This window comes from Mucilaginibacter sp. PAMB04168 (assembly GCF_039634365.2).
In the GTDB taxonomy this organism is placed as follows: Bacteria; Bacteroidota; Bacteroidia; order Sphingobacteriales; family Sphingobacteriaceae; genus Mucilaginibacter.
On the sequence record NZ_CP155079.2, the window covers coordinates 2,118,509 to 2,144,032 of the forward strand.

A 25,524-nucleotide genomic window follows, 5' to 3' on the forward strand; every position below is an offset into this window, starting at 1 on the left:
GTAACATGATCAGCAATATCATAATATCTTCAATCCCCAATGCCGCAAAGAGAACTTAACCGACTAGAAGCGGTTCACCGCTTTCTGAAAATTCAAATCAATAAGCAGGAAGAGTTTAACGAAATTACGCAGCTCGCCGCCGACATCTGTGGTACGCCGAGTGGTTTGATCACGTTAATTGGAGAAGATACGGAATTCGTTTTGGAGAACGGTAATTTTAAGCCCAACTCCGGGCGGGATGAGTCCTTTTGTCATTACGTGCTTGAGAGTGATCACGTGATGGTTGTACCGGATGCCCGTTTAGACTCAAGGCTACAAGATTATTCGGCAGTGACCAGGAAAGCCGGAATTCGTTTTTATGCCGGGGCGCCTCTAACCACTCATGATGGACATCGTTTAGGAAGTTTATGTGTGATTGATCAAAAACCCGGAGCAATGACACCGCTGCAACAGGAAATGCTGGAAAATTTGGCCGGGCAGGTAATTCAGTTATTGGAATTTGAAAGCAATCTCCATTTTCTCAAATTGCAGTATCTGGAGGCTAAACGTACGGAGCTGATTATGCGCTCATTTTTTGAGAGTACGGCGAGCAGTCATTTATTATTGGACCGGAATTTCCGTGTACTGGCCTATAATAAGGCGGTGACCTTGTTTATCCGCAAAGCCTACGGAGTAGACATGAAAGAGGGAATGGATGTGAAGCAATTCATCAACGAGGTTTACATGGCCGATTTTATGGAAAATTGTAGCCGGGCATTAGCCGGGGAGAGTATTAAGCGGGAACGCCTGCTAGACTTTGCCGGCCATTCCGTTTGGTGTATGCTGACTTATGACCCCGCGAGGGATGCTGATGGAAACATCATCGGCATTTCGTATAATTCTACAGATATTACGGAGAGAGTATTTAGGCAACAAGCGGTAGTGGATCAACAGGTACAATTGGACCGTATAGCTTATATTCAATCCCACGAGTTCCGCAGGCCGGTAGCAACCATCAAGGGTTTAATAGATTTGCTCAGTATGGATGGCTATGCCGAAGCATATCCTTTATTAAAAGTAATGAAAAAAGAAATTGAGCTGATTGATGCCAAGATAGCAGAGGTGGTAAATTTCACTGATATCTAATAACACATTCATAAGGAATATTTACTACCTGCAATTACATAAAGTTCTTGAAGGCGCCTCTTTTTTTATTGCGCTAAAAAGCAGCTTCAAATCAGTTTAATGCTGTCTTTTCAATGCATCATCACAAAGTAATCAAGCATCTTGTCCTTAGTGCTTTCTAGGGTATGCCAGGCATAATGCCCCGAAAAATCTGCTTAATCCTTTTGCGTTAATACGAAAGTTTAAAACTTTCAGCAAAATGAAGGGTTTCCAATCAAAAAAATTATTCAAAATAATTGGCAGCATGATAGACACGACCAAAACCACCGCAGCTATGAGGTTTATGTTTGTGAGTGAAGAAGAAATCGTCTTTTGCACTTCTGACTTAAACGCGTATAAATCCCACATTCATCCGCATGACATTGGCCAAATCTCCAGCGGGGATCAGGTAGAAGTTGCAGACAAACCTTATCAAATTGATAGTATTCAAATTGAACATTACTCCTGGCCTATGGAAGGACATGTATTAAATCAAGTTGGCGTTCTATATCCTTATACCATCAACATTACCTTAAATTTATCGCGGCTTTTTGATGAGTGGTAGCGAATAAAACAGGAATTCGAAACAAAGGAATTGATGACGTAAATGATACTATATCTACATAACCTTAATAAAGTAGCTAACTTTTAAGCCAGCTACGCAAGGCCATCTCTCGGTACAAACAAAAATCGCGTCTGGGAGATACGGAACAAAAATAATGCCCAGGGGGATGCGAGGCTGTAGGTGCCGTTCAACCAGCAAACTTGTATGTTACAGTAAAATGGTAACAAAAAGCATAAATATTCCGAATGTTTTTGTTTATAACAGCTTTATAATGTGAAGTTTAGGAGGTTAAAAAATGGTGATTTTTTATGCTTTGTTTTGATTTATAAGTAATTGATTAATAAATTACTTTCCGATACAAAATTTAGAAAATATGTTATCCAGCAAATCATCGGTGGTAACTGCGCCTGTAATTTCGCCGAGATAGTGGAGGGCTTGTTTAATGTCCATAGCCAGGAAATCAGATGTAACTTGCATGTCAATACCTTGTAGGGTTTTAATGAGCGCCTGCTCGGTTTTTTGAAGCGCTTCCAAATGGCGTATATTGGTAACCAGCGTTTCGTTACCATTCAACTTTCCTTGTATGGTGGTATTGTATATGAGCTGTTTTAGCTCATCAATATGCAGCTTTTCCTTTGCAGATATGGCGGCCAAGGTAGTGCCCTCCGGTAAAGCCAATTGGTATGTATCAAGCTCAGGTTGTGAAGCATCTATCTTATTCGCTACGGCTATAGCTGGCAGGCCGGATTTGTACAAGCTGGCAAGATCTTGCTGCAATTCGGCAGGAGTAAGGTCTTCCACATCAAATACGTACAATAGCAGGGCCGACTGGCTTATCTTTTCCATCGTTTTCTGTACGCCAATTTGCTCAATAGCATCGGTGGCCTCACGTATACCGGCCGTATCAATCAATCTAAAATTAATGCCGTTGATGTTGAGCGTTTCTTCGATAGTATCGCGGGTGGTACCGGCTATATGGCTTACAATGGCACGATCCTCGTTAAGCAAGGCATTAAGCAGGGTTGATTTTCCGGCATTGGGCCTGCCAGCAATTACAGTGTTAATGCCTTGCTTTACCGCATTACCTAATTCAAACGATTGGATAAGTTTGCCAATAATGCGGGTAAGATCATGTATAAGTTGCTTAAGCTGCGCACGGTTCGCAAATTCCACATCCTCTTCCGAAAAATCAAGCTCCAGCTCTATCATCGAGGCAAAATGCACCAGTTGTTCGCGTAGCGATTGCAGTTCGGTACTGTAACCGCCTCGCAATTGCTGTAAAGCAACCTGCTGCGAAGCTTTAGAGTCGGAGGCAATGAGGTCGGCCACGGCTTCGGCTTGCGAGAGGTCAAACTGGCCGTTCAGGAAAGCACGGAGCGTAAATTCGCCCGGTTTGGCGGAGCGCGCGCCTTGCTTAATAAGCAGTTTGATAATAGACTGGATAATATAGTTAGAACCGTGGCATGAAATCTCAACCACGTTCTCGCGGGTGTAGGAGCGGGGGGCAATAAACAGCGACATTAATACTTCATCCAACACCAGGCCATTATCCACAATGGTGCCGAAGTGCAGGGTATGTGAGGCCTGTTTAGTTAAGTCTTTGCCTTTGAAAACGCTATTGGCAATGGTTAAGGCATCCGGTCCGGACAGACGGATCACACCAATGGCGCCTGTTCCGTTGGGTGTAGCCAGTGCTACAATGGTATCCTGTGTAAATTGATTCATGCAGGTTACAAAAATGCAGTTTTACAAGCTGACTTGTGTTGAATACGGGTAAAAAATAATGGCTAGGCCAAGGGGAGCTAAAGGCATCAGAGCATAGGTTATACAAGTGTTCCGTCTGATTTACGCTTATGCTGAAATATACTGATTTTCAATATTAAACAAGTTTAGTGACAAGGTTGTGTCAATGAGGTGAACATAGATAATCTTTTACCAATAATGCATTAAGCTTTTAAGGGATGTTTCATCGAGTTCCGGAAGAGATCATTGAACACCTGGGTTAAAATATACTATAGAAGAGATAATAACACCACAAATGTTTGAATAGACAAAACATAAAGTGCTTTAATGAAATTCTCTAAAGTAAAAGGCCATAGACAACAAACCCAAGACCCAGACCACAAATGCCGAAGGCGCCGTTTAATTATACATTGAGTTTCGATAAGATTGATTTCAGGCAGCAGCCCGAGTTTTACCGTATCGGTAAGGGTGAGCAGGGGGTGTTATTGATACAACCTTATAAAAATGAAATACTTCCTCACTGGCGGTTTAAATCGCCAGCCATCGCTCAAACATCAGCCGAAACCATTTATAAACTATTTTTGGAATACAAGAGCCAGCATGATTTTGTAGGAATGGATATGGCTCGCAAATTTTTGCAGATGGGTTATACCCGGTCGCGCCGTTATGCCAATCACAAGAGTGGCAAAAAGTATGACGGACCGGTGCCAGCAGATAAAAAGGGGCAAAGTGGCTCACATGGACGCAATCAGTTACCACAGGTAGTTGATGAAATTAAAGCTGCATCAGCACGCATATTTTATGAGTACTGGCAAAAAGCTAAGAATGACAGCGATTACCAGCAGATGGCCTTACAGCATCGTCAGCAGTACGAAACCACCTACAAATAAATGGAGAGCAGTATTATTTCTTGATATAGATTTGAGCACCTATGCAGCATGCGTTAATTGGGCACACTACTGTCCAGGTTAATGTTGTCCTTTTTTCGTTCAATTTATAAGTGAAACTTTGATCGGGACTATCAGTATGTAAAATAAGGTTTTTTTCATCGGCGTATGGTGTATTATCGGCCGGTGAATAACGTTTTACGTTATAAATTTCAACTAATTCGCCATTTTTTATCCTGTAGTTAGCAACAAACTTTGAGGTGAAGCCTAAAATTTGGCCGGTTGTTGCATCAAAACGTTTGCTTGACATGGTCAGAATGCCATTATTATCAAATTTCAACTCCGAACTGGTGTGCGGCGCAAAGTTGTTACTGGTTGCTGGCAGTAGCCACTGCCCAACCAATTCGTTCGCACTGTTATTGCTGTCTTTTTTACAGGCAAAACAAAGGATGCTTATTAAAACCAACACATGCAGCGTATACTTTCTCATAACAAGTTTTTTAATCAATACGTATGGCTTCAATAATATGTAACACTCCTGAAAATTAGTTTCCGGACTTGTACGGTTAACGGCTGTGTACAATACTGCTGTTATTTTATGCATCCTTCCGGTTGCCGGAAACGATGTATATCAAAACCTTTACAAAGCACAACGCAGCGTGGCACTATACATGTTGCTAAACAAGCACTTATGAACAAACAATTTATATTGCTATCCAAAAGCTGCTTCCTTGCAATGATTTTTGTTAGCTTGCTTATAACGGCCTGTCAATCACCATCAAAAAAGCAGCACCAGGATAAGTTGCAAAAGGCCAATACCTTGCAAAATCCGAATGCTGAGGCCACCACCGACCCCGAAAATATGATTGGCAGCGGCAATTTAACAGATAGTACGCGTACTGATACTGGCGTTCGGCGTTGAGTTATAGCAATTCTTTCAATTCGCTGAATTGTGCAACTGTAGCTACCGGGTCGCCTTGTACATCACCAAATCCATATGCCGCAAATATAATGGGTACGCCTGCTTTAACAGCACTGTCATAATCGCCTTGTGTATCGCCAACGTATACCGGGTTTTTCAGCTCAAAATCTTGTACAACATCTATAATATTCTGAAACTTGGGCTGGCCTTTGGTGCCATAACACTGGTGTCCTTTAAACAGCCTCTCCAAATTATTTAACGTCAGGAAAGTTTCAATGTAACCGCACTGGCAGTTGCTCACCACAAACAACTGGTATTTGTTATGTAGGTATTCCAGCGTAGGTATCAGGTCGGGGTATAAATCTCCGCCTTTGGCGTTTAATGTGTCTAGCTCGTACTTCGCACTTAGCGCCTTAAACTCATTGCGGCGTTCTTCGGTAAGGTAAGGCGCCAGCTTCTCAAAAATCGCATCATAAGCCATCCCGGCAATTGAGCGTACAATATCCTGAGTAACATCATCTTTTACAAAATCAAGTTCTTCCTTGGCTTGTTGCCAGGCAGCGGCCACGTTAGCGGTCGAATCCCACAGGGTTCCGTCAAGGTCAAATATAATGCTGTCAAAGTGGTTCTTTAGTTGGGTATTCATATAAAATTAGTAAGCGGCAAAAGTAAGGGATTATATAAAAGGGCTTTGTTTTTAATTCGTAAAAGTTAACGTAACTAAGTGCTAATTTTAGCGGTATGGCCAGCAACAAATAATTACATTAACCTGTTAGTAATCATCCCAATATTGGGCATCTTGCAACATTTAAGTTAAATTATGCGTCACGGTGGTTTTTTTCAGCTGTTTTTAATATTCATAGTCATCAGTATTTTGATGGACTTATATGTTCATCAGGGCTTGCGCACCTTACTTTTAGGTAATAGTAAAACTACCCGGCGCGTTATTTTGTGGATCTATTGGGTAATTAGTTTAGGTATAGTAGTACTGTTTTTGCTTAGTTTGAGCAGTGCCAGCAAGCCGCCCGGCATGAAACCTTACCATCAATGGGTGCTTAGCCTTTTCCTGGGCTTTTTGGTAAGCAAAATTGTGTTTATCCTGGTGCTGGTATTGGGCGATGCCTATCGTTTGATAGCCGGCCTCGTTAACGTAATCCGTAAAACGCCTGAACAAGGTAGCTATATACCCTCGCGGCGCAAATTTGTAAGCGAGGCCGCCGTATTGCTGGCTGCTGTACCGTTCAGCTCTTTTTTGTATGCAATGTTTAAGGGCAAGTACGATTACCGGGTACATAAGCAAACGTTGTATTTTAATGATTTGCCCCAAGCGTTTGACGGGTTCACCATCACCCAGCTATCTGACATACACTCGGGCAGCTTTGATAGCGCTGCAGCTGTACAGCGGGGTATTGATCTGGCCAATGCCCAAAAGTCGGACCTGTTTGTATTTACCGGCGATTTGGTAAATAATGTAGCCAGTGAGATTGAACCTTACATAAGCCAGTTTGGCCAGTTAAAGGCTCCTTATGGGCAATACTCTATCTTAGGTAATCATGACTATGGCGATTATGTAGAGTGGGGCAGTGCACAGGAAAAAGCAGACAATTTGCGAAAATTAAAAGAGCACCACAAAGCTTTAGGTTACAGATTGCTGCTGGATGAAAACCTGGAGCTGGAGAAAGACGGGCAAAAAATTACGCTCATTGGTGTTCAAAACTGGGGGCGGGGATTTATACAGATGGGAAGTTTAGATAAAGCCTTACAAGGCGTAGATCCTGCTGCGTTTAAAGTATTGCTCTCACATGACCCTACGCACTGGGAAGAGATTGTCCGGTACCACCCAACCCAAATTCATCTAACTTTATCGGGCCATACACATGGTGCCCAGTTTGGTATCGAGACTGATAGCCTGCGCTGGAGCCCGGTAAAGTACCGCTACCTTAACTGGGCCGGCATATTGGAGCAGAATAAACGTTACCTATATGTAAACCGTGGTTTCGGCTTTCTGGCATTCTCCGGTCGCCTGGGCATTTGGCCGGAGATTACGGTAATTGAATTAAAGCGGAAAGCATAAAAGACCAATTCCAGCCACCATGCCTGTCGGCAATTGCCTAAGGACCTCCCGCCGCATTCTGTTAATACAAAAAAAGCACGACTTGTAGAGGTCGTGCTTTTTTGTATATGTTAATTACCTTATAATGAAACTGTTTTCACAGTATCGTTTGATAGAGTACTTGATGGCGTTTCCCAGGCAATGGAAGGAACGGCCGATTTAATTACGTCGCCGCTTCTTTTCTTGCTAACAACTGCATATACTTTTTTCTTGCTTTGCAGCTTTTTGGCTTTTAAAGCAGCAATGGCCAGTTTCTTCTGGTTTTCGGCCCAAACTATCTCTTCTTTCCTTATTGTTGCATCCAGTCCTTGAAAAACGTTCTCGCTGGCCGGAACGCGGATGTAAGTGTACAAGCGGCTGTAGCTCTCTTTAACACTTGAATCTTGTGCTGTTAATTTGTTACGCAGTGCAAGTTTATGCGCTTCGCGTAAGTCTCTTTTAGCCAGGTTATAATCCTTAATATCTATTTTAATGGCAGCCAGATCAACTAAACTGCTCACTATAGCCGGGGCCGAATTCTGTTTGCGCGAAAGCGTGTTGGCTTGTAAAATAAACCATTTGGCTTGCGCAAACTTACGCTGGTTACGGTAAGCTTTTGATAGGTTGCTATAGCTGGTAACCAGGCCGGTTGTGTCATCATGCTTGTAATACACCTTCATGGCAAGCATGGTGTAATTAATAGCGTTTTCCTGATTAATGCGTTTGCTGTAGGCGTTGGCAGGGCTCTTTGCTTGTAAGTAGCAGTTAGCCATTTGTGTGTAAATACTGGCTTTCTGCGTATCATCTGTAGCTAATTGCAATTGCTGTTTTAAGCTATCTAAAGGAGTAGCAAATGCAGCCGCTCCAAACATCCCCAGGTATATATATAGTAAAACTAATTTTTTCATAAACAAGCACATATGTATTTGTAATGAATGTAATACAAATAGCATGCCTATTTACAAATTATTATATTAAACGCTAAAAATGTGAATAACTAATAAATGTGGAAAACCTATTGTATGATGGCTTCATACCTATCGAGCCAGCCGCTTATAGTTTTTGACTTAGCTACAATGAGCCTGAACAACGCTATGCCAACAGCTGCGGTAGCTATGCCGGCTAATACATCCAGTACATAATGGTGGCTGGTATAAACAGCTGAAAACCAAATACCTGCTGTTACTGTAATAAAAAACAGGTTAGCCCAACCCAGCCGGTTCTTAATGCCGTAATAAACTACAATAAGCGGATAACTGGAGTGCAGGGAGGGCATAGCCGCAAACACGTTTGAGCCCTTGGCGTAAATAGACTTAAACAGGTTGATGTTAAAGTAAGCATCAAACTTAGAAAGGCCGGCCGTATTGCCGGGAGTAGTTTGCACGAACTGCAGGCCGTGGTATTGAATGTACCAGGGTGGTGCGGCAGGGTAGGTGTAGTATACTACAAATCCAAGCAAGTTAACCAATACAAATGTTAGGGAGAAATATAAGAACTGGCGGCGGCGTGTAAAGAAAAGATAAGCCGCAAAACCAAGGGGTACCGGTATCCAGCACAGGTAAAACAAACCGGTAAGTATATCTAAAAAAGTTATACCGTGTATACGCCAATACTCGTTAGGGGTAATAACATTACCGGTCTCATTTATACCAAATATGTTTTTCTCGAGGTTGTAAAGGCCCGATATATGTACATCGCTGTACTTATAATTGGGAAAGGCCTTCATATAATCAAAAATTATCCAGTATACAATGAAAATGGAAAAGCCTAATACAAATTTGCGTGTAACGCCCGATGAAAAGTATAACGTAAAAAATATCCCTATTAAAACCAGCTGATCGGTTTTAAAACCTACCAGCAGGTAAGAGCACACTAAATAGGCAATAGATAAAAGTACAACAGTTAATATGCGTTTAGATGAAACTGTTGCGCCTCTGGTAAGGGCAAAGCTCATTTTATTTTTTAGCAAAGTCTGACCGGAAAACTTTATCCCAAATGGGCGAGCTTACACCATACCCTTTCGATGGGTCCTGGTAATGGTGCAGCATATGGTGTTGTTTAATGCGTTTCCACATGCCACCCTTAAAGTTAAAGTGGTGTATCGCGTAGTGGGAAATATCGTAAATTAAATAACCTATCAAAAAGCCCGGGAAAAAGGAATAGATATAGGTAGGCGGCAACATCCAGTTGAATAGAAAAAATAGGCCTAAGGCCATTGGGATACTGGCAGATGGTGGCATTACCAAGCGTTTGGCATCGCTGGGATAATCGTGGTGTACACCATGAAATATAAAGTGTATACGCAGAGCCCAGGGTGCTTTAGGCACAAAATGGAACACAAAGCGGTGAAGCACGTACTCGGCAAAGGTCCAAAATGCCAGGCCGGCCAAAAGTAAGCCAAAGAAACCTGCTGTAGTAACCGTGCTTTTAGTAAAAGCTAAATAACACAAATAGCTAATTACCGGCACATATACATACAGTGGAACGGTATAATGAACTTTGGATAAAGCTTCTAATAAGTCGCTTTTAAACATCCTTACAGACTCACTTGAGTTGGAAACGTAATTTCTTTTCATCACTAATCAGGGTTTGAAACGTTCAGTAACTTCTTTACCAGTTGCAGGATCCGTTCCTTTAAACTCCACAAACCGCACGTTGGGAACCCAAAACGATCCTCCTTCAATTTTAACAAAAATTCGGTTAACTATAAGTTGCTTTTGTGAAATTGTTGCGAAGATATGATATTTTCCGTCGGCAGCCTTCATTAAAGTGAGCGGAAACTTCTTGTATGATACAAATCTGACATCCCATTTACCATTACCTAATGATTTTGAGGTAACACCGTAGGCAAACTTGCGTTGTATGTAGCCCAAGTCTTCTTTTTGCCCCTTCTCATTATAACGTATCCAGTAAGGATGCACCGGTTCATCTGCATCGGGCTGGCCATCGCTGTCCAGTTTCAGCTCGTAAACTATGGTATTGGGGTTCGGGTTGCGCTGTACATAAAACAAGCGGCCTACGTTTGCAGGTAAGGCAGGGAATGGGTTGCCGGGTAATTTGTAAAGGTTTTTAACCGTATCGGCCGGGGCAGACTTGGCTGACGCTATCTTATTAGCACCAGTGATCAGCAATAAAATGCAGCTGATTGAAAATAGAAACTTCATGTAAAAAGATTATGCCTCGTTTTTGGCTTCCAGAGCTTTTTTAGCATCCCTGAGCCTGTTGAAAGCTGTTATATTGGTTAGTACCGCCAAAATGGTGATAGGTATGGTAAAGATAGACATGGTTTCGAACACATGATATTTAATGCCAGGTACGAATAATTTATATTCTCCGCCAAGATACTGTGAGCTAATGCCGCAAGCCATTGCACATACGCCTATGGTTACCACACGTTCTGGGCGCTGCATGAGGCCGCCTTTGCATTCAATGCCTAAGCCTTCGGCACGTGCACGTACGTAGCTCACCATCATAGAGCCAATCAAAGCTATAAAGGCAAAGATCGAACTTAAAAAGTAGTGGTTAGCAACCAGGTAATAACATATACCCAAAAACATGATCAACTCGCTATAGCGGTCAAGCACAGAATCGAACAGAGCGCCGAAAACCGATTTCATGTTACCCAGACGGGCTACTTGCCCATCGAGCATATCAAACAAGCCGGCAAACAGGATCAATGCACCGGCCCAACCCACTTCAGATAGGTCGTCGCGGGTGCCTTCCTCGGCACCGAATATAAAGATAGCGGCTACGCCCACGTTAAGTATGAAACCGATAAGCGTAACAATATTGGGCGTAAGACCTATCTTAATGAGCACCTTTACAAAAGGGTCGATGATACGATAGATGCCAAGTTGCAAATTGGTACGCAACGATGTTTCCTGAGCCATGTTAAATAATAATTTGCGCAAAAATAATTAAAAAATGAATTGTACACGCGCCCGAATGCCCCAGTCGGCAATGTTCGGGTGATCAAGGTAATTGAAACGCTTAACTGCATCGATCCTAAGTACCTTAAAGATATTTTCGATGCCCACACTTCCCTCAACATACGGTTTGCTACCTAACGAGTAGGTGATGGGCGCACCGTTGGCTTCCTTCGGAAACTCATACAATGACGGGTGCAGAGAAGGGTCGTTCTCATTGCGTACACCGCCCCATAACGATTTGAATGAAGCCACTTCACGCCACTTCAATTTCCTGAATAGCGGAATACGATTGAACAACAACCCATGAAAATGCTGATCGATATTAATGCTTGCATAGTGATCGCTCACAAACTCTAAAAAGTTCATCAGGTTGTAAGAGATGGGATCGTAAGCAAAGGTTTGGTTGGCACGGTGTATATTGAGCAAAGGGTAGGGTACGGTACCAAAAGTATTACCACCCTCAAGCCAAACGTCGGCATCGCCAAGCTTTTTTAAATAAAAGTGTTTGTAGATATTGAGCGATACATCTTGATAATTATACTCTCCGCCCAGTACGTTTTTAAATCCAGCTTTATAATCGAGCGTGATAATAGGGTATCGGTTAATAAAGGCTTTGCGATAAATCTTACCCTGGTAAAATTCCTCGTGAGGAGCGTAACGCAACTGTAAGCTTGCCTGCGATGTAGTTAAGTTTTGTACCTGATTGGGACTATTATTGTTGCGGGTTATAAAGTAAAGCGAACCAGCCGGCGTTTGCGTGAGTTTGCGTAAGCCTAAACTAAACGAAAAATGGTTCGAAAACTCTTTGACGTAATCAATGCGATAATCGTCGTTGTAAATGTATTTGTCGTTATTTCCGCGTTTAAATGACAACAGAAAATTGTCCTCACGTAAAAACATCAGCTCTTGGCCGGGTATGCGGGTATCGCGCTGAAAGCTGGCACGTATATAATTTTGCGGAAAGCGATAAACAGAATTTTTATTGAACGACCATATCCCGCTCAGAAAGTATTTCCATTTTTGATCTTTAAAGCCATAGGCAGCATAAGTTTCCAGCAATACACGCTTACTAAAATCGATATTAGTACGACCGCCAAGGCGTAGCCTGAAACCCTCAACCGGATTAAAACTGTAGAACGCGTTGGCCGGGCCAATATCAAACGGTCCTACGCCTTTATAACCAAATACAAACAGCTGTGCTATATCCACAATGCGCTTAAATGATTGCATGCGGCCCAGGCTGTCAATGTTAGTGTATACCTGTGCTTGGGCTTTAGATAATGTATCCTGACGGTTTTGAGCCCAAAAATCGTCGCTGCGGTGCTTCACTTCATCCGAAGTAATTTCATTGCGGCCTTCATAAGTTGTATCCGGACGAGCAATGTTAAAAGCATAGTTTTGGTAACTCACATAACGCTGGCCAAACAAACCGCGGTCTTTTGTTTTCGACAGACCAAAATCGGCCATAGTATTGCTTTTGCTTAGCACATACTTACCTTGTGCATTCTTGGCAAAATCAAGATTAATGTGCATCTCCTTAACCCAGTTTAAGTTAATGCGGCGGTTAATGGTGAGGTTGGCTTTTTGCACTGCATAATTGCCATCAAGTGTTATAAAAATACTGCCCTCATACAATACATCGTTAGTGTTACGCGGCGTAAAGCTTAGTTGTACCAACTTGGTATTATCAACTACCACGGTATCGGTAATAAAAAATTTGTAGTTACCCGGGGCGTTGTCTGATATAGGGCTTAAAAACTCGTTGGTCACCAGCACTGTGCTGTTAGCATAAATATCTACGTCCTGGTAAAGGTGCTTAAAATAAACGCCAATACCCTCGCTGTCTATGAAGCTGCCAAAGTTTACGCCTTTTTCGCCAATAACCTTAGTTTTTTTACGCTCGGGGTTTTTGCTGTAGTAGTATTGGTAAACGCGCTCGTTCAAATAAATGGGTAACAGGTTTTTGCCGGGTACAGTGGTAGTATCGCGGTTGTCGAGTAAAAACTTATACTTTTTAAAAAGCTTTTTGTCGCTAAAAGCCGGAGATACGTTAATAAACGAAAAGTTTAACCGCTCGTAACCCTTGTATTCCAGATAGTTATAGCTCTCAGGACGGTTCTTGTCTTTATTGGCTATAACTTTTCTAATCAATTCAACAGCCGGATTATCACGGTTAGTGTATTTTTTCTTTTTAGATGATTGTATAACCACCTCGCTTAGCTGCTTGTTATCAGGCTGCAGGCGTATATTAAGCGATTGTTCTTTACCAGGCACAACAGTAAAAGTGGTTGTTACATAACCAATAAAAGTAGCCTTTATTTGTGTGTAGGCCGGGTTTGTAGTAGCTAACCTGAATTGTCCTTTTTCGTCGGTGGTGGTGCCAATAGTAGTACCAGCAAAACCAACTGTTACATATGATAATGGCCGCCTGCTGCCGGCATCGGTAACTGTACCGGTAACTATAGTAGTACTCTGACAAAATGCAATAAGGTTACTGCAAATCATCAACATGAAAAGTAGGAAAGATCTTGTGTAATTGTTAAGGTGCATTATATACTAATAGGGCTCAAAGCAACAACATTCCTCTTTCAGCAACTGATGTCGGTTGAGTATTATTACCGGCTTGGTTGCAATAATTAATTATTTAAGGTATGGTAAAGTAATATGTTTGTGAACCGATATTACTTATATATAGCTGCTTTAATGTACAAAAATAAGCAAATTGCTGAGAGTAAGTAAGATAAATTAATCAATTGATTAATTTTTACAAAACTCTGTTACAAGCAATTATAGGCTACGTGATTTACAAGAGACGAGGTTGCTGTTAGTTCGGCAAGGGCGAGTGTTGTCATAATAATGTGTTAAGGTACCATCATAGACGTTGTTATGGTCGTTTCGTTACAAGTAGATAACAAAAAATGTTGCTATGTAAGGTTTGTGCTAAAAGTCTGAGCTGAAAAGAGACCTGCATGAAATTATCGTTTGGTAAGCTGCCGGTACAGTATACTACTCAAATGCCGGTAAAACAAAAAACGCCTTACAGAGACTGTAAGGCGTTTTAAATAGATGAATAATCTAAAATTACATTGCATCAACTACTTCCTGGTAATAATCTAAACCCAGGTGGGTGATCAGATCTTCGCCCATCATGTGGCGCAGGGTGTTTTGCAGTTTGGTTAATTGCTTAAAGATGTCGTGCTCAGGTGCTAATCCAGGTGCAGTTTGTGGCGATTTTAAGTAGAATGATAACCATTCTTGAATACCACTCATGCCGGCACGCTTAGCTAAATCAGAAAACAAGGCCAAATCTAAAGCAACCGGTGCAGCTAAAATTGAATCGCGGCAAAGGAAGTTGATTTTGATTTGCATCTTATAACCTAACCAACCAAAAATGTCAATGTTGTCCCAGCTCTCTTTGCTATCACCGTGAGGAGGGTAGTAGTTGATACGTACTTTGTGGTACATATCACCGTACAGATCCGGATTGGCTTCTGGCTTGAAAATTTCTTCTAATACGCTCAGTTTAGAAACTTCTTTTGTTTTAAAGTTATCCGGATCATCCAATACATAGCCATCGCGGTTACCTAAAATATTGGTAGAGAACCAACCGTTAACGCCTAAAGCACGCGCAGCTAAACCTGGGGCAACGATGGTTTTCATCAAAGTCTGGCCAGTTTTGAAATCTTTACCAGCAATTGGAGTTTCAGTGTATTTGGCCAATTCAACCAGTGCCGGGATATCAACTGTTAAGTTAGGAGCGCCGTTTACAAACGGAACGCCTAATTTTAAAGCTGCATAAGCGTAAAGCATACTTGGTGCAATAAGCTTGTCATCGTTAGCCAAACCTTGCTCAAACGCAACAATGCTTTGGTGAACTTCAGATTCTTCAAAGTAAACTTCGGTTGAACCACACCATAAAACTACCACGCGGTCTAAACCGTTTTTCTCCTGAAAGTTTTTAATGTCTTCAATCAACTCGTTAGCCATTTCTAAACGAGTACCGGTTTTTACGTGAGTACCGTCGAGGTTTTTGGCGTAGTTTTTATCAAACGCAGCTTTCATTGGCACAATAGCCTCCAGCTCAGCTTTAACAGAGTTTAATAAACCTGGCTCTAATACCTCAGCGGTAACGGCTGCTTCATATACGTTATCTGAATATACATCCCATCCACCAAAAACGATATCAGTTAAGTTAGCCAGGGGCACAAATTCTTTAATCTTTGGGTAGCGGTTTTCTGTTCTTTTGCCCAGGCGGATATTGCCCATTTGTGTAAGGGCACCAATTGGCTTAGACAAACCTTTGTTTACTGCCTCAACACCGGCAATTAGGGTGGTAGCAACCGCACCCAAACCCGGAATCAGTATGCCAAGCTTGCCATTAGCAGGTTTAACGTTGTTTTCCATTTTTCTTATTTTTCTACTTTATATAATATACGGCTACAGCCATTTATTTACTTTATACCAGTTCAGGGTCTCGTTCAAGCCGCTGTTTAAATCATACTGCGGATGAAAGTCAAGTTCCTTCTCAGCTTTCTCGATACTGCAAATCCAGTTTACAGCGGTTAACTCGTTCAGCTTTTCAATATTCAGAGCCGATGGTTTTTTGGTAATCCGGCTAACACCTTCGGCTATACCGGCTATTACACGTACAAAACCTACAGGCAAATGTATTTTAAAAGTATTAATGCCTAGTAAGCGTTTTGTAATATTTGCAAGCTCATAACGGTTATACCGTTTGCCATCCGACAATAAATACGCCGATTGATTGCCTTTTGTTAAACCAAGTATACAAGCCGTTGCCAAATCCTTTACATAAATAAAGCTCAGGTATTGATCTATTTTACCTATATAAGGCTCAAAACGACCAGCAAACTGCTTTAGCACAATTAATATATCCTTATCGCGCGGGCCATAAACAGCCGTAGGGCGCAAAATTACGTAGTTTAAGGAAGTGAACTTTTTAAGTTCTTCTTCTGCCCGCCTTTTGCTGTGGCCGTAGGCAGTAACGGGCAACTGCTCGTTCTGTTCGGTGATTATACCTTCAACCGTAGCAATCGGACCCATAGCAGCCAGACTGCTTATAAACACAAATTTTTTAATCCGGCCTGATGCTACCGCGGCCTTAGCCAGGTTTATTGTATAATCGGTATTAATGGCGTCGTACTCGGCTGCAGAATTGGCTTTGGTTACACCTGCTGCATGTATAATATAATCGTACTGATTTTGCTCAATCTCGGCAGTGAGTGCTTCTACACTATTAAAATTAGTATAGGCGTATTGTATATTAAACTCTTTTAAATGATCAACCTTACTGCTTTTACGCACAGCGCCAAAAACCTCAAGATTGTTTTTCATTGCTGCTTCAATTAAATGATAACCTACAAACCCACTGGCACCGGTAATTAATACCCGTTCACTCATATAGCCTTTTCGTAAATGCGGTATGTTTTGTATGGGTCGCCTCCAATGGCTTCAATGGCTCTGTTAACCATTTCATTGTTTTCCAGCGTCCATGAAGCTTCTGCGTACTTATAATCTTTGCGGCGATACTCCTTTATAATGGTACCATATAAACAGGCTTCAATGCCCAATTTACGATGGCCTTCTATTACGCCTAAAAGCATAATACGTATACCATTAATCTTCTTTTTGTTAAGTAACAGCTTAAATATACCGGTTGGTAACAACCTGCCCTTTTTAATGGTCTTTAAGATTTGGTTTATATCGGGTATAGCCACACCAAAGCCTACAATTTTACCATCTTGCTCCGCAACGTAGGCAAAATCAGGGTCGAGTATAAGTTTTAAGTCTTTAGCAGTGTAATCAAATTCCTCGTTGGTCATTGGGAAAAAGCCCATGTTTTTATCCCAAGCATGGTTGTATACATCCCGTAACCTATCGGCCTCTTCCTTGAAATTTTTAAGGTTTATTTTACGTATAATAACATTACTATTCCGTTGCAAGCGCTCCTTTAACTTGTCGAGCATCTGGAGCGACTTGTCGTTATAGTTCTGTCCTTTCCAGCTCCAGGCAATCAGATCAACCTGTTTGTGCAGGCCAACTTTTTCCAGCAACTCTACATAATAAGGCGGATTGTAAGGCATCATTACCACCGGGGCGCTGTCAAAGCCTTTCACCAGCAAACCGCAAGTCTCGTTAGTAGACGGATTTGCAGGGCCAACCAATTTATTAACGCCTTTTTCTTTTAACCACTTAGTGGCCGCGTCAAAAAGGAGGTTTGCCACCTCCTGATTATTTACACAGTCAAAAAAACCAAAAAAGCCATCGCTGGCGTTATTGAATTTGTTATGGTTGGTGTTAAAGATAGCTGCAATTCTTCCGGCAATTTTACCGTTATCATACGCTAAAAAGCATTGTAATGATGAGTGTTTGTGGAAGGGGTGGGTGGTTAGCAGGTCGCGCTGGGCGATGAACAGTTCCGGAACATAATTTGCGTCATTGGCATACAAATCGTGCGGAAAGTCGATGAAAGCGGCAAGTTCCTTTTTGGAACTTACCGCAGTAATGTTGATCATATTTTTTCTTTAACAGTGGTTACACCCACCTCTTTAAATACGCGTGATATTTTGTCTACAGCTTCGTCGATCTGGTCGAAAGTGTGCGTGGCCATTAATGAGAAACGCAGTAACGATGAATCGGAAGGCACAGCCGGAGATACAACCGGATTAACAAACACACCATTGTCTTGCAGTAACTTGGTTACCATAAAAGTTTTGGCATTATCACGTATATATATAGGCAATATCGGGCTTTCAGTAGGTCCAAGGTCAAAGCCTTCGTCTATCAGAAGCTTCATGGCATAATTGGTGTTATCCCATAATTTCTCAATACGTTCAGGCTCCGTTTCTATAATATCTAAAGCAGCAATTACACTGGCTACCGATGCCGGAGGCATACTTGCACTAAACATTAGTGAGCGTGCACGGTGCTTTAAGTAATCAATAGTAGCATGATCGGCAGCTATAAAACCACCTAGTGATGCAAATGACTTACTAAAGGTACCCATAATCAGGTCAACGTCATCGGTCATGTTAAAGTGAGAGGCAGTACCCGCACCTTTATGGCCAATTACACCTAAGCTATGCGCATCATCAACCATTATGTTAGCACCATATTGCTCGGCAATAGCAGCAAGTTCAGGCAGCTTAACAATATCACCTTCCATGCTAAAGATACCGTCAACGGCAATAACTTTCACAGCCTCTTCGGGTAGCAGCGCCAACTTGCGTTGCAGGTCCTGCATGTCATTGTGAGCGTATTTTATAACGCGCGAAAATGATAAGCGGCTGCCGTCAATGATAGAAGCGTGGTCGTATTCGTCTAAAATTAAGTAATCGTTACGTCCTGTGATACATGATAACACGCCTAAGTTAACCTGAAAGCCGGTGCTGAAAAGCACTGCAGCTTCTTTGCCAACGTAAGCGGCCAGCCTGTTTTCTAATTCAATATGTATATCAAGTGTGCCGTTCAAAAACCTTGAACCGGCACAGCCAGTACCATATTGGTCGGTAGCTTTCTTCGAAGCTTCTTTAATCTTTGGATGGTTGGTTAAACCTAAATAAGAGTTCGAACCAAACATCAGTACCCGCTGTCCATCAATAATTACTTCAGTATCCTGTCCCGACGTGATTGGTCTGAAAAATGGGTATAATCCCTGTTTTCTGATGTCTTCAGCGTCTGTAAACTGAGCAATTTTATCATGTAGTCTTTTACGCATGTATTAACCCTGCTTAAATTTTTTGTAAAAATACCAATCAAAAAGCTTAAAACTTATACTTGATATGTAAATTTTTTAAATATTGTAGTTTAACCCAATATTATGTATTCGGCAAAGTAATCAAAAATTTTAGAAATCATTATCACAGTTTTCTAAAATGTTTTAAAATATCCTACTTTTTTTCAAGCTATACGCCAATTACCTTTTTTGTGTAAAAATTTTATTCATAACCTGCTTTCCATTGTAAAAAGTGCAATTTTTGCGGCACCTCTAATTACTAAATGAAAAACTAATAACTGTGTCCTACGTTCTGTAGGAGCACCGGGTATTGCTTATGAAAAAAAATGTTCCGTTCTATATTATAACTTTTTTAATTGTTACGCCCTGTATGCTCTTTGCACAAAGTGTAAGAGATACAACAGCTACTAATTTAACCTTACAACAGTGCATAGATTTTGCATTGCGCAATCAACCAGGCGTGCGCCAGGCCAATATTGATGAAGATATCAATGAGCGCGATATACGCATAAGCCTGGCCGCATGGTTACCACAAATCAACTCATCGGGCAGTTACCAGCGTTATTTACAGCGTACCACTATAGGTACAGGCGCCAATGTAGGAACAGGTAATACAGGTAATACAGGTGCCGGGGGAGCTGGTACAGGCACAGGCGGTACCGGAAACGGTGGCACAGGAACTGGAACAGGCACAGGCGCTGGTACTGGGGGAGCAACCGGTGGTACGCAGCAATCTGCGTTAGCGCTGGCCAACAATGTGTCTTCGTTAGGTGTGCAGGCCAGTCAGGTACTTTATAATAATGATGTGTGGCAAGCTTCAAAAGCATCCAAGTATTCACGCCAGTATTACAATCAGAATACGCAAAGTGTAAAAATTGATGTGGTAGCTAATGTTAGCAAAGCTTTTTTTGATGTATTGCTATCGCAACGCCAGCTGGATATTATTGAAGAAGATATAGCCCGGCTGCGTCGTAATTTAAGAGATGCCACATCACGTTACCAGGCTGGCGTTACCGATAAAATTGACGCCAAGCAGGCTACTATTGGCTTAAATAATTCGCTGGCTACACGCAAGCAACTAACGGAGCAGGTTAACAGCCGGACAGCTTTTTTAAAGCAGCAAATGGGTTACCTACCGCAAAGACCATTAAACCTGCAGTTTGATTCGACCCGTTTAGAGCGCGAGATAGCCGTTGATACCAACCAGGTGCTTAATGTGAACAACCGCATAGAGTATAGCTTGCTCGAAACGCAGAAGAACCTGCAAAGCATTAATGTTAGTTATTACAAGTATGGTTTCCTGCCGTCACTATCGGCTGTGGGTTCTTACAATATGTTATACTTTAATGATAACTTTTCCAAGCTATACCGCGACGCCTTTCCAACCTCGCTGGTGGGTTTGAGCTTAAGCTTACCCATATTTCAAGGCGGACGCCGTTTGCATAACTTAAGCAAGGCGCGCCTGCAGGTGAAACGTGTTGATCTGGATTTGGAAAATACCCGCAATGCTATTAACACCGAATATGTGCAGGCTTTAGCCAATTATAAAAGCAACTTCAGTAATTACCAGTTCCTGGGGCAAAACGTGGAGCTTGCTCGCGATGTTTATAAGGTAGTAAGCCTGCAATACCGCGAGGGTGTTAAAACCTATCTGGACCTGATTGTAGCGCAAACCGATCTGCGTACCGCCGAATTGAATTATTATAACGCGTTATTCCAACTATTATCCAGCAAAATTGATTTACAGCGTGCGCTTGGAACACTGCCTGTGCGCTAATCCATTTAATATATGATGAAAAATAGATATATCTTATCAGCCATCCCTTTAGCATTGCTGTTATGGTCGGGGTGTAAAAGTAAAGACAAAAATGCCGCAGCTGCAGCCCCACCGGCAACACCGGTTAATGTAACCGAAGCCAAAATAGTAAATGCTGTTTATTATGACCAGTACCAGGCTACCGTAGTAGCGCTGAGCAGTGTTGAATTGCGTGCGCAGGTAGCTGGTTTTATAACCGGTATATTTTTTAAAGAAGGTGAAGTAGTGCCTAAAGGAAAAGTACTGTATGAGATTGACCGACGTACATTTCAGGCGGCATATCAACAGGCCAGGGCAAATCTTTCGAGCGCGCAGGCCAATCTTGTACGTGCACAAAAAGATGCAGACCGGTATACCTTCTTGTTAAAGCAAGATGCTGTTGCCCGTCAAACTTATGATCAGGCAGTGGCTACACTGGCTACGGCACAAAGCCAGGTAGAGTCGGCCAGGGCGGGCGTTACTACGGCACAAACTAACTTATCATACTCGCAGATCCGTGCGCCGTTTACCGGCCGAATTGGTATTTCGCAGGTAAGGTTGGGTGCACAAATATCGCCCGGAACTACGCTGCTGAACACTATATCAAGCGAGCGACCTATCGGTGTCGACATTGTGATTAATGAGCAAAATGTAGATCGTTTTTATCACTTGCAAAAGAAAACTACCGACTCAACCTTCAGACTTAAGCTGAGCAGTGGCAATATGTATAACCAGCAAGGCAGCATTTACGCCATAGACCGTGGTGTTAACAGCCTTACAGGTTCCGTTAAAGTGCGTGTTAAGTTTCCTAATCCGCAGGATAGCCTTCGAGATGGGATGAGTGCGGTACTGAATGTATTGAATGATGAATCGGGCGATAAGATACAGATACCCTATAAAGCAGTAACAGAGCAGATGGGAGAGTTTTTTGTTTTTGTTGCGCAAGATACCATTGCCGAGCAGCGCAAAATTACCTTGGGTCCACGTGTTAATGCGAATGTAGTTGTCACCTCTGGCCTTAAAGAGGGAGAGAAGGTAATTACAGAAGGTTTTCAGCGCTTACGCGATAAAGGCAAAATCACATTGGGTATGCCGCCTGCACAAGGTGGCCCAGCCGGTGGTGCTCAGGGCAGCGGTGCAGGAGCTGGCAAAGCTGGTGATAAACCGAAGCAGTAGCGCCAACAAAACATATTTGTCATTTCGGGCATAGACTAGAAATCTTTCTGGAGCGGTTAATTGATTGATTAAAGAGACCGCTCAACAAAGTTTAAGATGACAAAACGGAGTTCATACTCCATAGAGTTTCGAGCCTTTGGGCTAAAGCAAATAAAGAGAACTAATGATTGCAGATGTATTTATAAAACGGCCCGTTACCGCTATCGTTATATCGATAGTTATAGTTGTAGTGGGTATACTGGCCATAATGAGCCTGCCTATAGGGCAGTATCCTGATATTACGCCGCCAACGGTACAGGTTACCGGTAACTATACCGGAGCTGATGCCTTAACGGTGGAGCAAACAGTGGCTACGCCGGTTGAGGTGCAGGTAAACGGTACGCCGGGCATGACCTACCTGCAAAGTAACAGTACCGGCAATGGCCAAATGAGCATGACGGTAAACTTTGAAGTAGGTACCGATATTAACATTGCCGCGCTCGACGTGCAGAACCGCGTTAGTATTGCACAACCAACCTTACCGCAAGAAGTACAGCGTTTAGGCTTAACCGTACGTAAACGTAATCCCAGCATCCTGATGCTGGTGGCTATGTACTCGCCTAAAGGCTCGCACGATGTAACCTTTGTAGATAACTATACCAACGTTTTTGTACGCGATGCCTTGTTGCGTACAAAAGGAGTGGGCGACGTATTCACCCGTGCGGATGATTTTAGTATGCGTATATGGCTAAAGCCTGACAAGCTGGCCTCATACGGTATGACAGCAGGTGAGGTAACAGCTGCTTTGCAGGAGCAAAACGTACAGGTAGCTGCAGGTACTGTAGGTGCACCGCCAGCCATGAACGGGCAAACGTTTGAGTATACGGTATTAACCAGGGGGCGTTTAGCCAAGCCCGAGGAGTTTGAAAATATCATTGTACGTACACAGCCCAATACAGGTGCTTTGGTGCATTTAAAAGACGTAGCACGTGTACAATTAGGTAAATTTAACTATACCGGTAACTCTTTTGTGGATGGCAAACGGGCGTCATACCTGCTGGTATACCAGGCGCCTAACAGTAACTCACTGGAAACTGCCGAAGGTGTTTATGCCACTATGGATCAGTTAAAGAAAACCTTCCCGGCTGATATTGATTATGTGGTGCCTTTTGAGTCGATAACAGTTGTTAAAGTATCTGTTGAGGAGGTAATTCACACTTTGGTTGAGGCGTTAGGGTTGGTAATTATTGTAGTGTTCCTGTTTCTGCAAAGCTGGAGAGCTACCTTGATCCCTGTACTGGCTATTCCGGTATCTATTATCGGTACGTTCATCTTCTTTATACCACTTGGTTTTACCATCAATACTTTAACCTTGTTTGGGTTTGTACTGGCCATTGGTATTGTGGTGGATGATGCCATTGTGGTGGTAGAGGCCGTGCAGCATTATATGGACGAGGAAGGGCTTTCGCCGCGTGAAGCTACAGAGCATGCGATGCGCGATATATCTGCACCGGTTATTGCCATCGCCTTAATTTTGGCGGCAGTGTTTGTGCCGGTGGGTTTTGTGCCGGGTATAGTTGGGCGTTTGTATCAGCAATTTGCTATCACTATTGCTATTTCTGTATTAATCTCCGCTTTTGTAGCTTTATCACTAACCCCGGCGTTATGTACTCTTCTTTTAAAACCACACAAGATCGACGAAAACTCTAAAGGTTGGCTAGACAGATTTTTTTATAAGTTCAATACCTGGTTTGGCCGTGTTACCAATAAATACGGCAGAGGCGTTGACAAGAGCATTAAAGCCTCTAAACTGGTTATGATATTGTTAGTGTGCGTCATTGTTGGTACGGTGTTTTTGTTTAAAGGTAAACCATCGGGCTTTTTGCCTATTGAGGATGAAGGCCGTATTTATGTGACCTACGATTTACCTGAAGGTTCATCAACCCAGCGAACTGTTGACATGCTAAAACGCATGATGAGCACACTGGACAGCATCCCTGGTATAGGTCATTACGCCGCTTTAGGTGGATTGAATGCGGTGAACTTTGCCAGTAAATCAAACAGTGCAACCATATTTGTGCAGCTGAAACCTTGGGATGAGCGTAAGGGCGATGGAGAAAACGCCACAGGTATTGTGGCCACGCTGCAGCAAAGGCTGGCTAAATATAAAGAGGCAAGCGTAGTCGTAATTCAGCCGCCGGCTATTCCGGGTTTAGGTAATACCGCCGGATTCTCTTTTATATTTGAGGAAAAGCAGGCAGGTGGTGACATCAAAACGTTTGAGAAAACATTGCAGGGCTTTATTGCCGAATTAGGCAAGCGTAAAGAAATTGCCCGTTCGTTCTCGTTTTTTACTGCGCGTACGCCAGCGTATCAATTAACAGTAGACCGCGAGAAGGCCAAACGCCTGGGTGTACAAATCTCCGATATCAACAACGCTATACAAACCTACCTGGGTAGTGCTTATATAAATGACTTTACCATTTACGGTCGTAACTTCAGAGTGGTGGCACAGGCCGATACGTCTTACCGTACAAGTATACAAAACCTGGGTCAGTTCTTTGTGCGGAACTCAGCTGGTACCATGGTGCCGCTGAGTACCTTAACCTCTTATAAAATTATAGAGAACGCGCCTTTAATATCGCATTATAACCTGTTCCGTTCGGCAGAGGTAAACGGTAGTCCGGCGCCGGGTTACAGTAGCGGCGACGCTATACGGGCTTTGCAGGAAACGGCAGCACAGTACTTGCCCGAAGGTTACGGATATGAATTTTCGGGCTTGAGCCGCGAGGAGATGCTATCCGGATCTAAAACGGTTTACATTTTTGCCTTATCTATAGGCTTCGTATTCTTGTTTCTGGCGGCCTTATATGAAAGCTGGTCGGTTCCGTTTTCAGTACTGCTGTCCGTACCTTTAGGCGCTTTCGGGGCTATCCTGTTCCTTACCTTCCTGCCATCGTTAACCAATAACGTTTATGCACAAATTGGTTTAATTACGCTCATTGGTCTATCGGCAAAGAACGCAATTTTGATTGTGGAATTTGCCAAGGAGCGGGTGGATGCGGGGCACGAATTGGAAGAATCTATCCTTGAGGCGGTGCGCCTGCGTTTGAGGCCAATTATTATGACCTCGCTGGCGTTTATTCTGGGTGTAGTGCCATTAATACTGGCCTCCGGTGCCGGTGCCGAGGCTCGTAAAACTATTGGCTGGACCGTATTTGGTGGTATGCTTGCAGCTACTTCCATGGCTATATTTATTGTGCCAGTGCTATATTATTTAATTACCAAGTTGGCATACGGTAAAGAAAAACTAGCCGAAATGCAACGTAACCGCGACGATAAAGGCAAAGCATTGCCTGAGGCATAAGAAACCATCAGTCTGCAAAAAAAGCCACTGCAAATATTGCAGTGGCTTTTTGTTTATATACCTTTTTCTTACAGTTAAATAATAGCCGCCGTTGGTGTATATTAGTGTGTATATATAGGTACGAGGGCTTTTTTGATATAAAAGTGTGTGTTAACTGTTGGCTTTGTAAA

The 25,524-nt window shown here is 42.6% G+C and carries 21 protein-coding genes; 8 read left to right on the forward strand and 13 right to left on the reverse strand.

Going from position 1 to position 25,524, the window contains the following annotated elements:
* The first annotated feature begins 39 nt into the window (after positions 1 to 39).
* Together ABDD94_RS09100 and ABDD94_RS09105 are read left to right on the forward strand one after the other, a co-directional pair.
* The gene (locus ABDD94_RS09100; protein WP_345955602.1) at positions 40 to 1,125 is read left to right on the forward strand and encodes a GAF domain-containing protein; all 1,086 of its coding nucleotides are present in this window, start codon (positions 40 to 42) and stop codon (positions 1,123 to 1,125) included.
* Between the two features lie 238 nt (positions 1,126 to 1,363).
* On the forward strand, positions 1,364 to 1,708 hold the full coding sequence (locus ABDD94_RS09105) for a hypothetical protein (protein ID WP_345955603.1): 345 nt from the start codon (positions 1,364 to 1,366) through the stop codon (positions 1,706 to 1,708).
* 345 nt (positions 1,709 to 2,053) lie between these two features.
* On the opposite strand, the gene mnmE is transcribed toward ABDD94_RS09105, so the two are convergent.
* Positions 2,054 to 3,433 (reverse strand): tRNA uridine-5-carboxymethylaminomethyl(34) synthesis GTPase MnmE, encoded by a 1,380-nt coding sequence (mnmE, locus tag ABDD94_RS09110; RefSeq protein WP_345955604.1) that lies wholly within the window; start codon positions 3,431 to 3,433, stop codon positions 2,054 to 2,056.
* Between the two features lie 428 nt (positions 3,434 to 3,861).
* Between mnmE and ABDD94_RS09115 the strand changes: the two genes are divergently transcribed.
* Positions 3,862 to 4,341: a DUF4385 domain-containing protein gene (locus ABDD94_RS09115; RefSeq protein ID WP_345955605.1), complete on the forward strand. Its 480-nt coding sequence runs from the start codon at positions 3,862 to 3,864 to the stop codon at positions 4,339 to 4,341.
* A gap of 13 nt (positions 4,342 to 4,354) precedes the next feature.
* Here the strand turns inward: ABDD94_RS09115 and ABDD94_RS09120 are convergent, their stop codons facing one another.
* Complete coding sequence (locus tag ABDD94_RS09120) at positions 4,355 to 4,828, reverse strand: hypothetical protein (protein WP_345947935.1); 474 nt, start codon at positions 4,826 to 4,828, stop codon at positions 4,355 to 4,357.
* Between the two features lie 201 nt (positions 4,829 to 5,029).
* On the opposite strand from ABDD94_RS09120, the gene ABDD94_RS09125 reads away from it, so the two are divergent.
* Positions 5,030 to 5,260, forward strand: coding sequence for a hypothetical protein (locus ABDD94_RS09125; RefSeq protein ID WP_345955606.1), 231 nt, complete (start codon positions 5,030 to 5,032; stop codon positions 5,258 to 5,260).
* 1 nt (position 5,261) lies between these two features.
* Here the strand turns inward: ABDD94_RS09125 and ABDD94_RS09130 are convergent, their stop codons facing one another.
* Positions 5,262 to 5,906 carry an HAD family hydrolase gene (locus tag ABDD94_RS09130; RefSeq protein WP_345955607.1) on the reverse strand — a complete coding sequence of 215 codons (645 nt, stop codon included), beginning with the start codon at positions 5,904 to 5,906 and terminating at the stop codon, positions 5,262 to 5,264.
* Positions 5,907 to 6,137: 231 nt separating this feature from the next.
* Here ABDD94_RS09130 and ABDD94_RS09135 point away from each other — a divergent pair, with 231 nt between their 5' ends.
* The gene (locus ABDD94_RS09135) at positions 6,138 to 7,334 is read left to right on the forward strand and encodes a metallophosphoesterase (protein ID WP_345955608.1); all 1,197 of its coding nucleotides are present in this window, start codon (positions 6,138 to 6,140) and stop codon (positions 7,332 to 7,334) included.
* Positions 7,335 to 7,453: 119 nt separating this feature from the next.
* On the opposite strand, the gene ABDD94_RS09140 is transcribed toward ABDD94_RS09135, so the two are convergent.
* The 10 genes from ABDD94_RS09140 to ABDD94_RS09185 all read right to left on the reverse strand — a co-directional run bounded on the left by ABDD94_RS09140 (position 7,454) and on the right by ABDD94_RS09185 (position 19,019).
* Positions 7,454 to 8,260 (reverse strand): hypothetical protein, encoded by an 807-nt coding sequence (locus ABDD94_RS09140; protein ID WP_345955609.1) that lies wholly within the window; start codon positions 8,258 to 8,260, stop codon positions 7,454 to 7,456.
* Between the two features lie 107 nt (positions 8,261 to 8,367).
* Positions 8,368 to 9,306 (reverse strand): phosphatase PAP2 family protein, encoded by a 939-nt coding sequence (locus tag ABDD94_RS09145; protein WP_345955610.1) that lies wholly within the window; start codon positions 9,304 to 9,306, stop codon positions 8,368 to 8,370.
* Between the two features lies 1 nt (position 9,307).
* On the reverse strand, positions 9,308 to 9,928 hold the full coding sequence (locus tag ABDD94_RS09150) for a sterol desaturase family protein (protein WP_345947929.1): 621 nt from the start codon (positions 9,926 to 9,928) through the stop codon (positions 9,308 to 9,310).
* Positions 9,929 to 9,934: 6 nt separating this feature from the next.
* Positions 9,935 to 10,516, reverse strand: coding sequence for a DUF4833 domain-containing protein (locus ABDD94_RS09155; RefSeq protein ID WP_345955611.1), 582 nt, complete (start codon positions 10,514 to 10,516; stop codon positions 9,935 to 9,937).
* A 9-nt stretch (positions 10,517 to 10,525) separates the two neighbouring features.
* Positions 10,526 to 11,242 carry a CDP-alcohol phosphatidyltransferase family protein gene (locus tag ABDD94_RS09160; RefSeq protein WP_345947927.1) on the reverse strand — a complete coding sequence of 239 codons (717 nt, stop codon included), beginning with the start codon at positions 11,240 to 11,242 and terminating at the stop codon, positions 10,526 to 10,528.
* Between the two features lie 27 nt (positions 11,243 to 11,269).
* A complete protein-coding gene (locus ABDD94_RS09165) occupies positions 11,270 to 13,792 on the reverse strand; it encodes a DUF5686 family protein (protein WP_345955612.1) in 2,523 nt (840 codons plus the stop codon).
* A 570-nt stretch (positions 13,793 to 14,362) separates the two neighbouring features.
* The gene (locus ABDD94_RS09170; protein ID WP_345955613.1) at positions 14,363 to 15,685 is read right to left on the reverse strand and encodes an inositol-3-phosphate synthase; all 1,323 of its coding nucleotides are present in this window, start codon (positions 15,683 to 15,685) and stop codon (positions 14,363 to 14,365) included.
* 33 nt (positions 15,686 to 15,718) lie between these two features.
* Entirely contained in the window at positions 15,719 to 16,702 is a 984-nt protein-coding gene (locus tag ABDD94_RS09175) for an NAD-dependent epimerase/dehydratase family protein (RefSeq protein ID WP_345955614.1), read from the reverse strand.
* Positions 16,699 to 17,817, reverse strand: a complete 1,119-nt coding sequence (locus ABDD94_RS09180) for a hypothetical protein (RefSeq protein WP_345947923.1) — start codon at positions 17,815 to 17,817, stop codon at positions 16,699 to 16,701. Before ABDD94_RS09180 ends, ABDD94_RS09175 begins: the two co-directional genes overlap by 4 nt.
* A complete protein-coding gene (locus ABDD94_RS09185; RefSeq protein WP_345947922.1) occupies positions 17,814 to 19,019 on the reverse strand; it encodes a pyridoxal phosphate-dependent aminotransferase family protein in 1,206 nt (401 codons plus the stop codon). The genes ABDD94_RS09180 and ABDD94_RS09185 overlap by 4 nt, the downstream gene beginning before the upstream one ends.
* A gap of 334 nt (positions 19,020 to 19,353) precedes the next feature.
* Here ABDD94_RS09185 and ABDD94_RS09190 point away from each other — a divergent pair, with 334 nt between their 5' ends.
* From ABDD94_RS09190 to ABDD94_RS09200, 3 genes are all read left to right on the forward strand, one after another.
* A complete protein-coding gene (locus ABDD94_RS09190; protein ID WP_345955615.1) occupies positions 19,354 to 20,814 on the forward strand; it encodes a TolC family protein in 1,461 nt (486 codons plus the stop codon).
* A gap of 12 nt (positions 20,815 to 20,826) precedes the next feature.
* Positions 20,827 to 22,008 (forward strand): efflux RND transporter periplasmic adaptor subunit, encoded by a 1,182-nt coding sequence (locus ABDD94_RS09195; protein ID WP_345947920.1) that lies wholly within the window; start codon positions 20,827 to 20,829, stop codon positions 22,006 to 22,008.
* 163 nt (positions 22,009 to 22,171) lie between these two features.
* Entirely contained in the window at positions 22,172 to 25,354 is a 3,183-nt protein-coding gene (locus ABDD94_RS09200) for a multidrug efflux RND transporter permease subunit (protein WP_345947919.1), read from the forward strand.
* Positions 25,355 to 25,524: the final 170 nt, after the last annotated feature.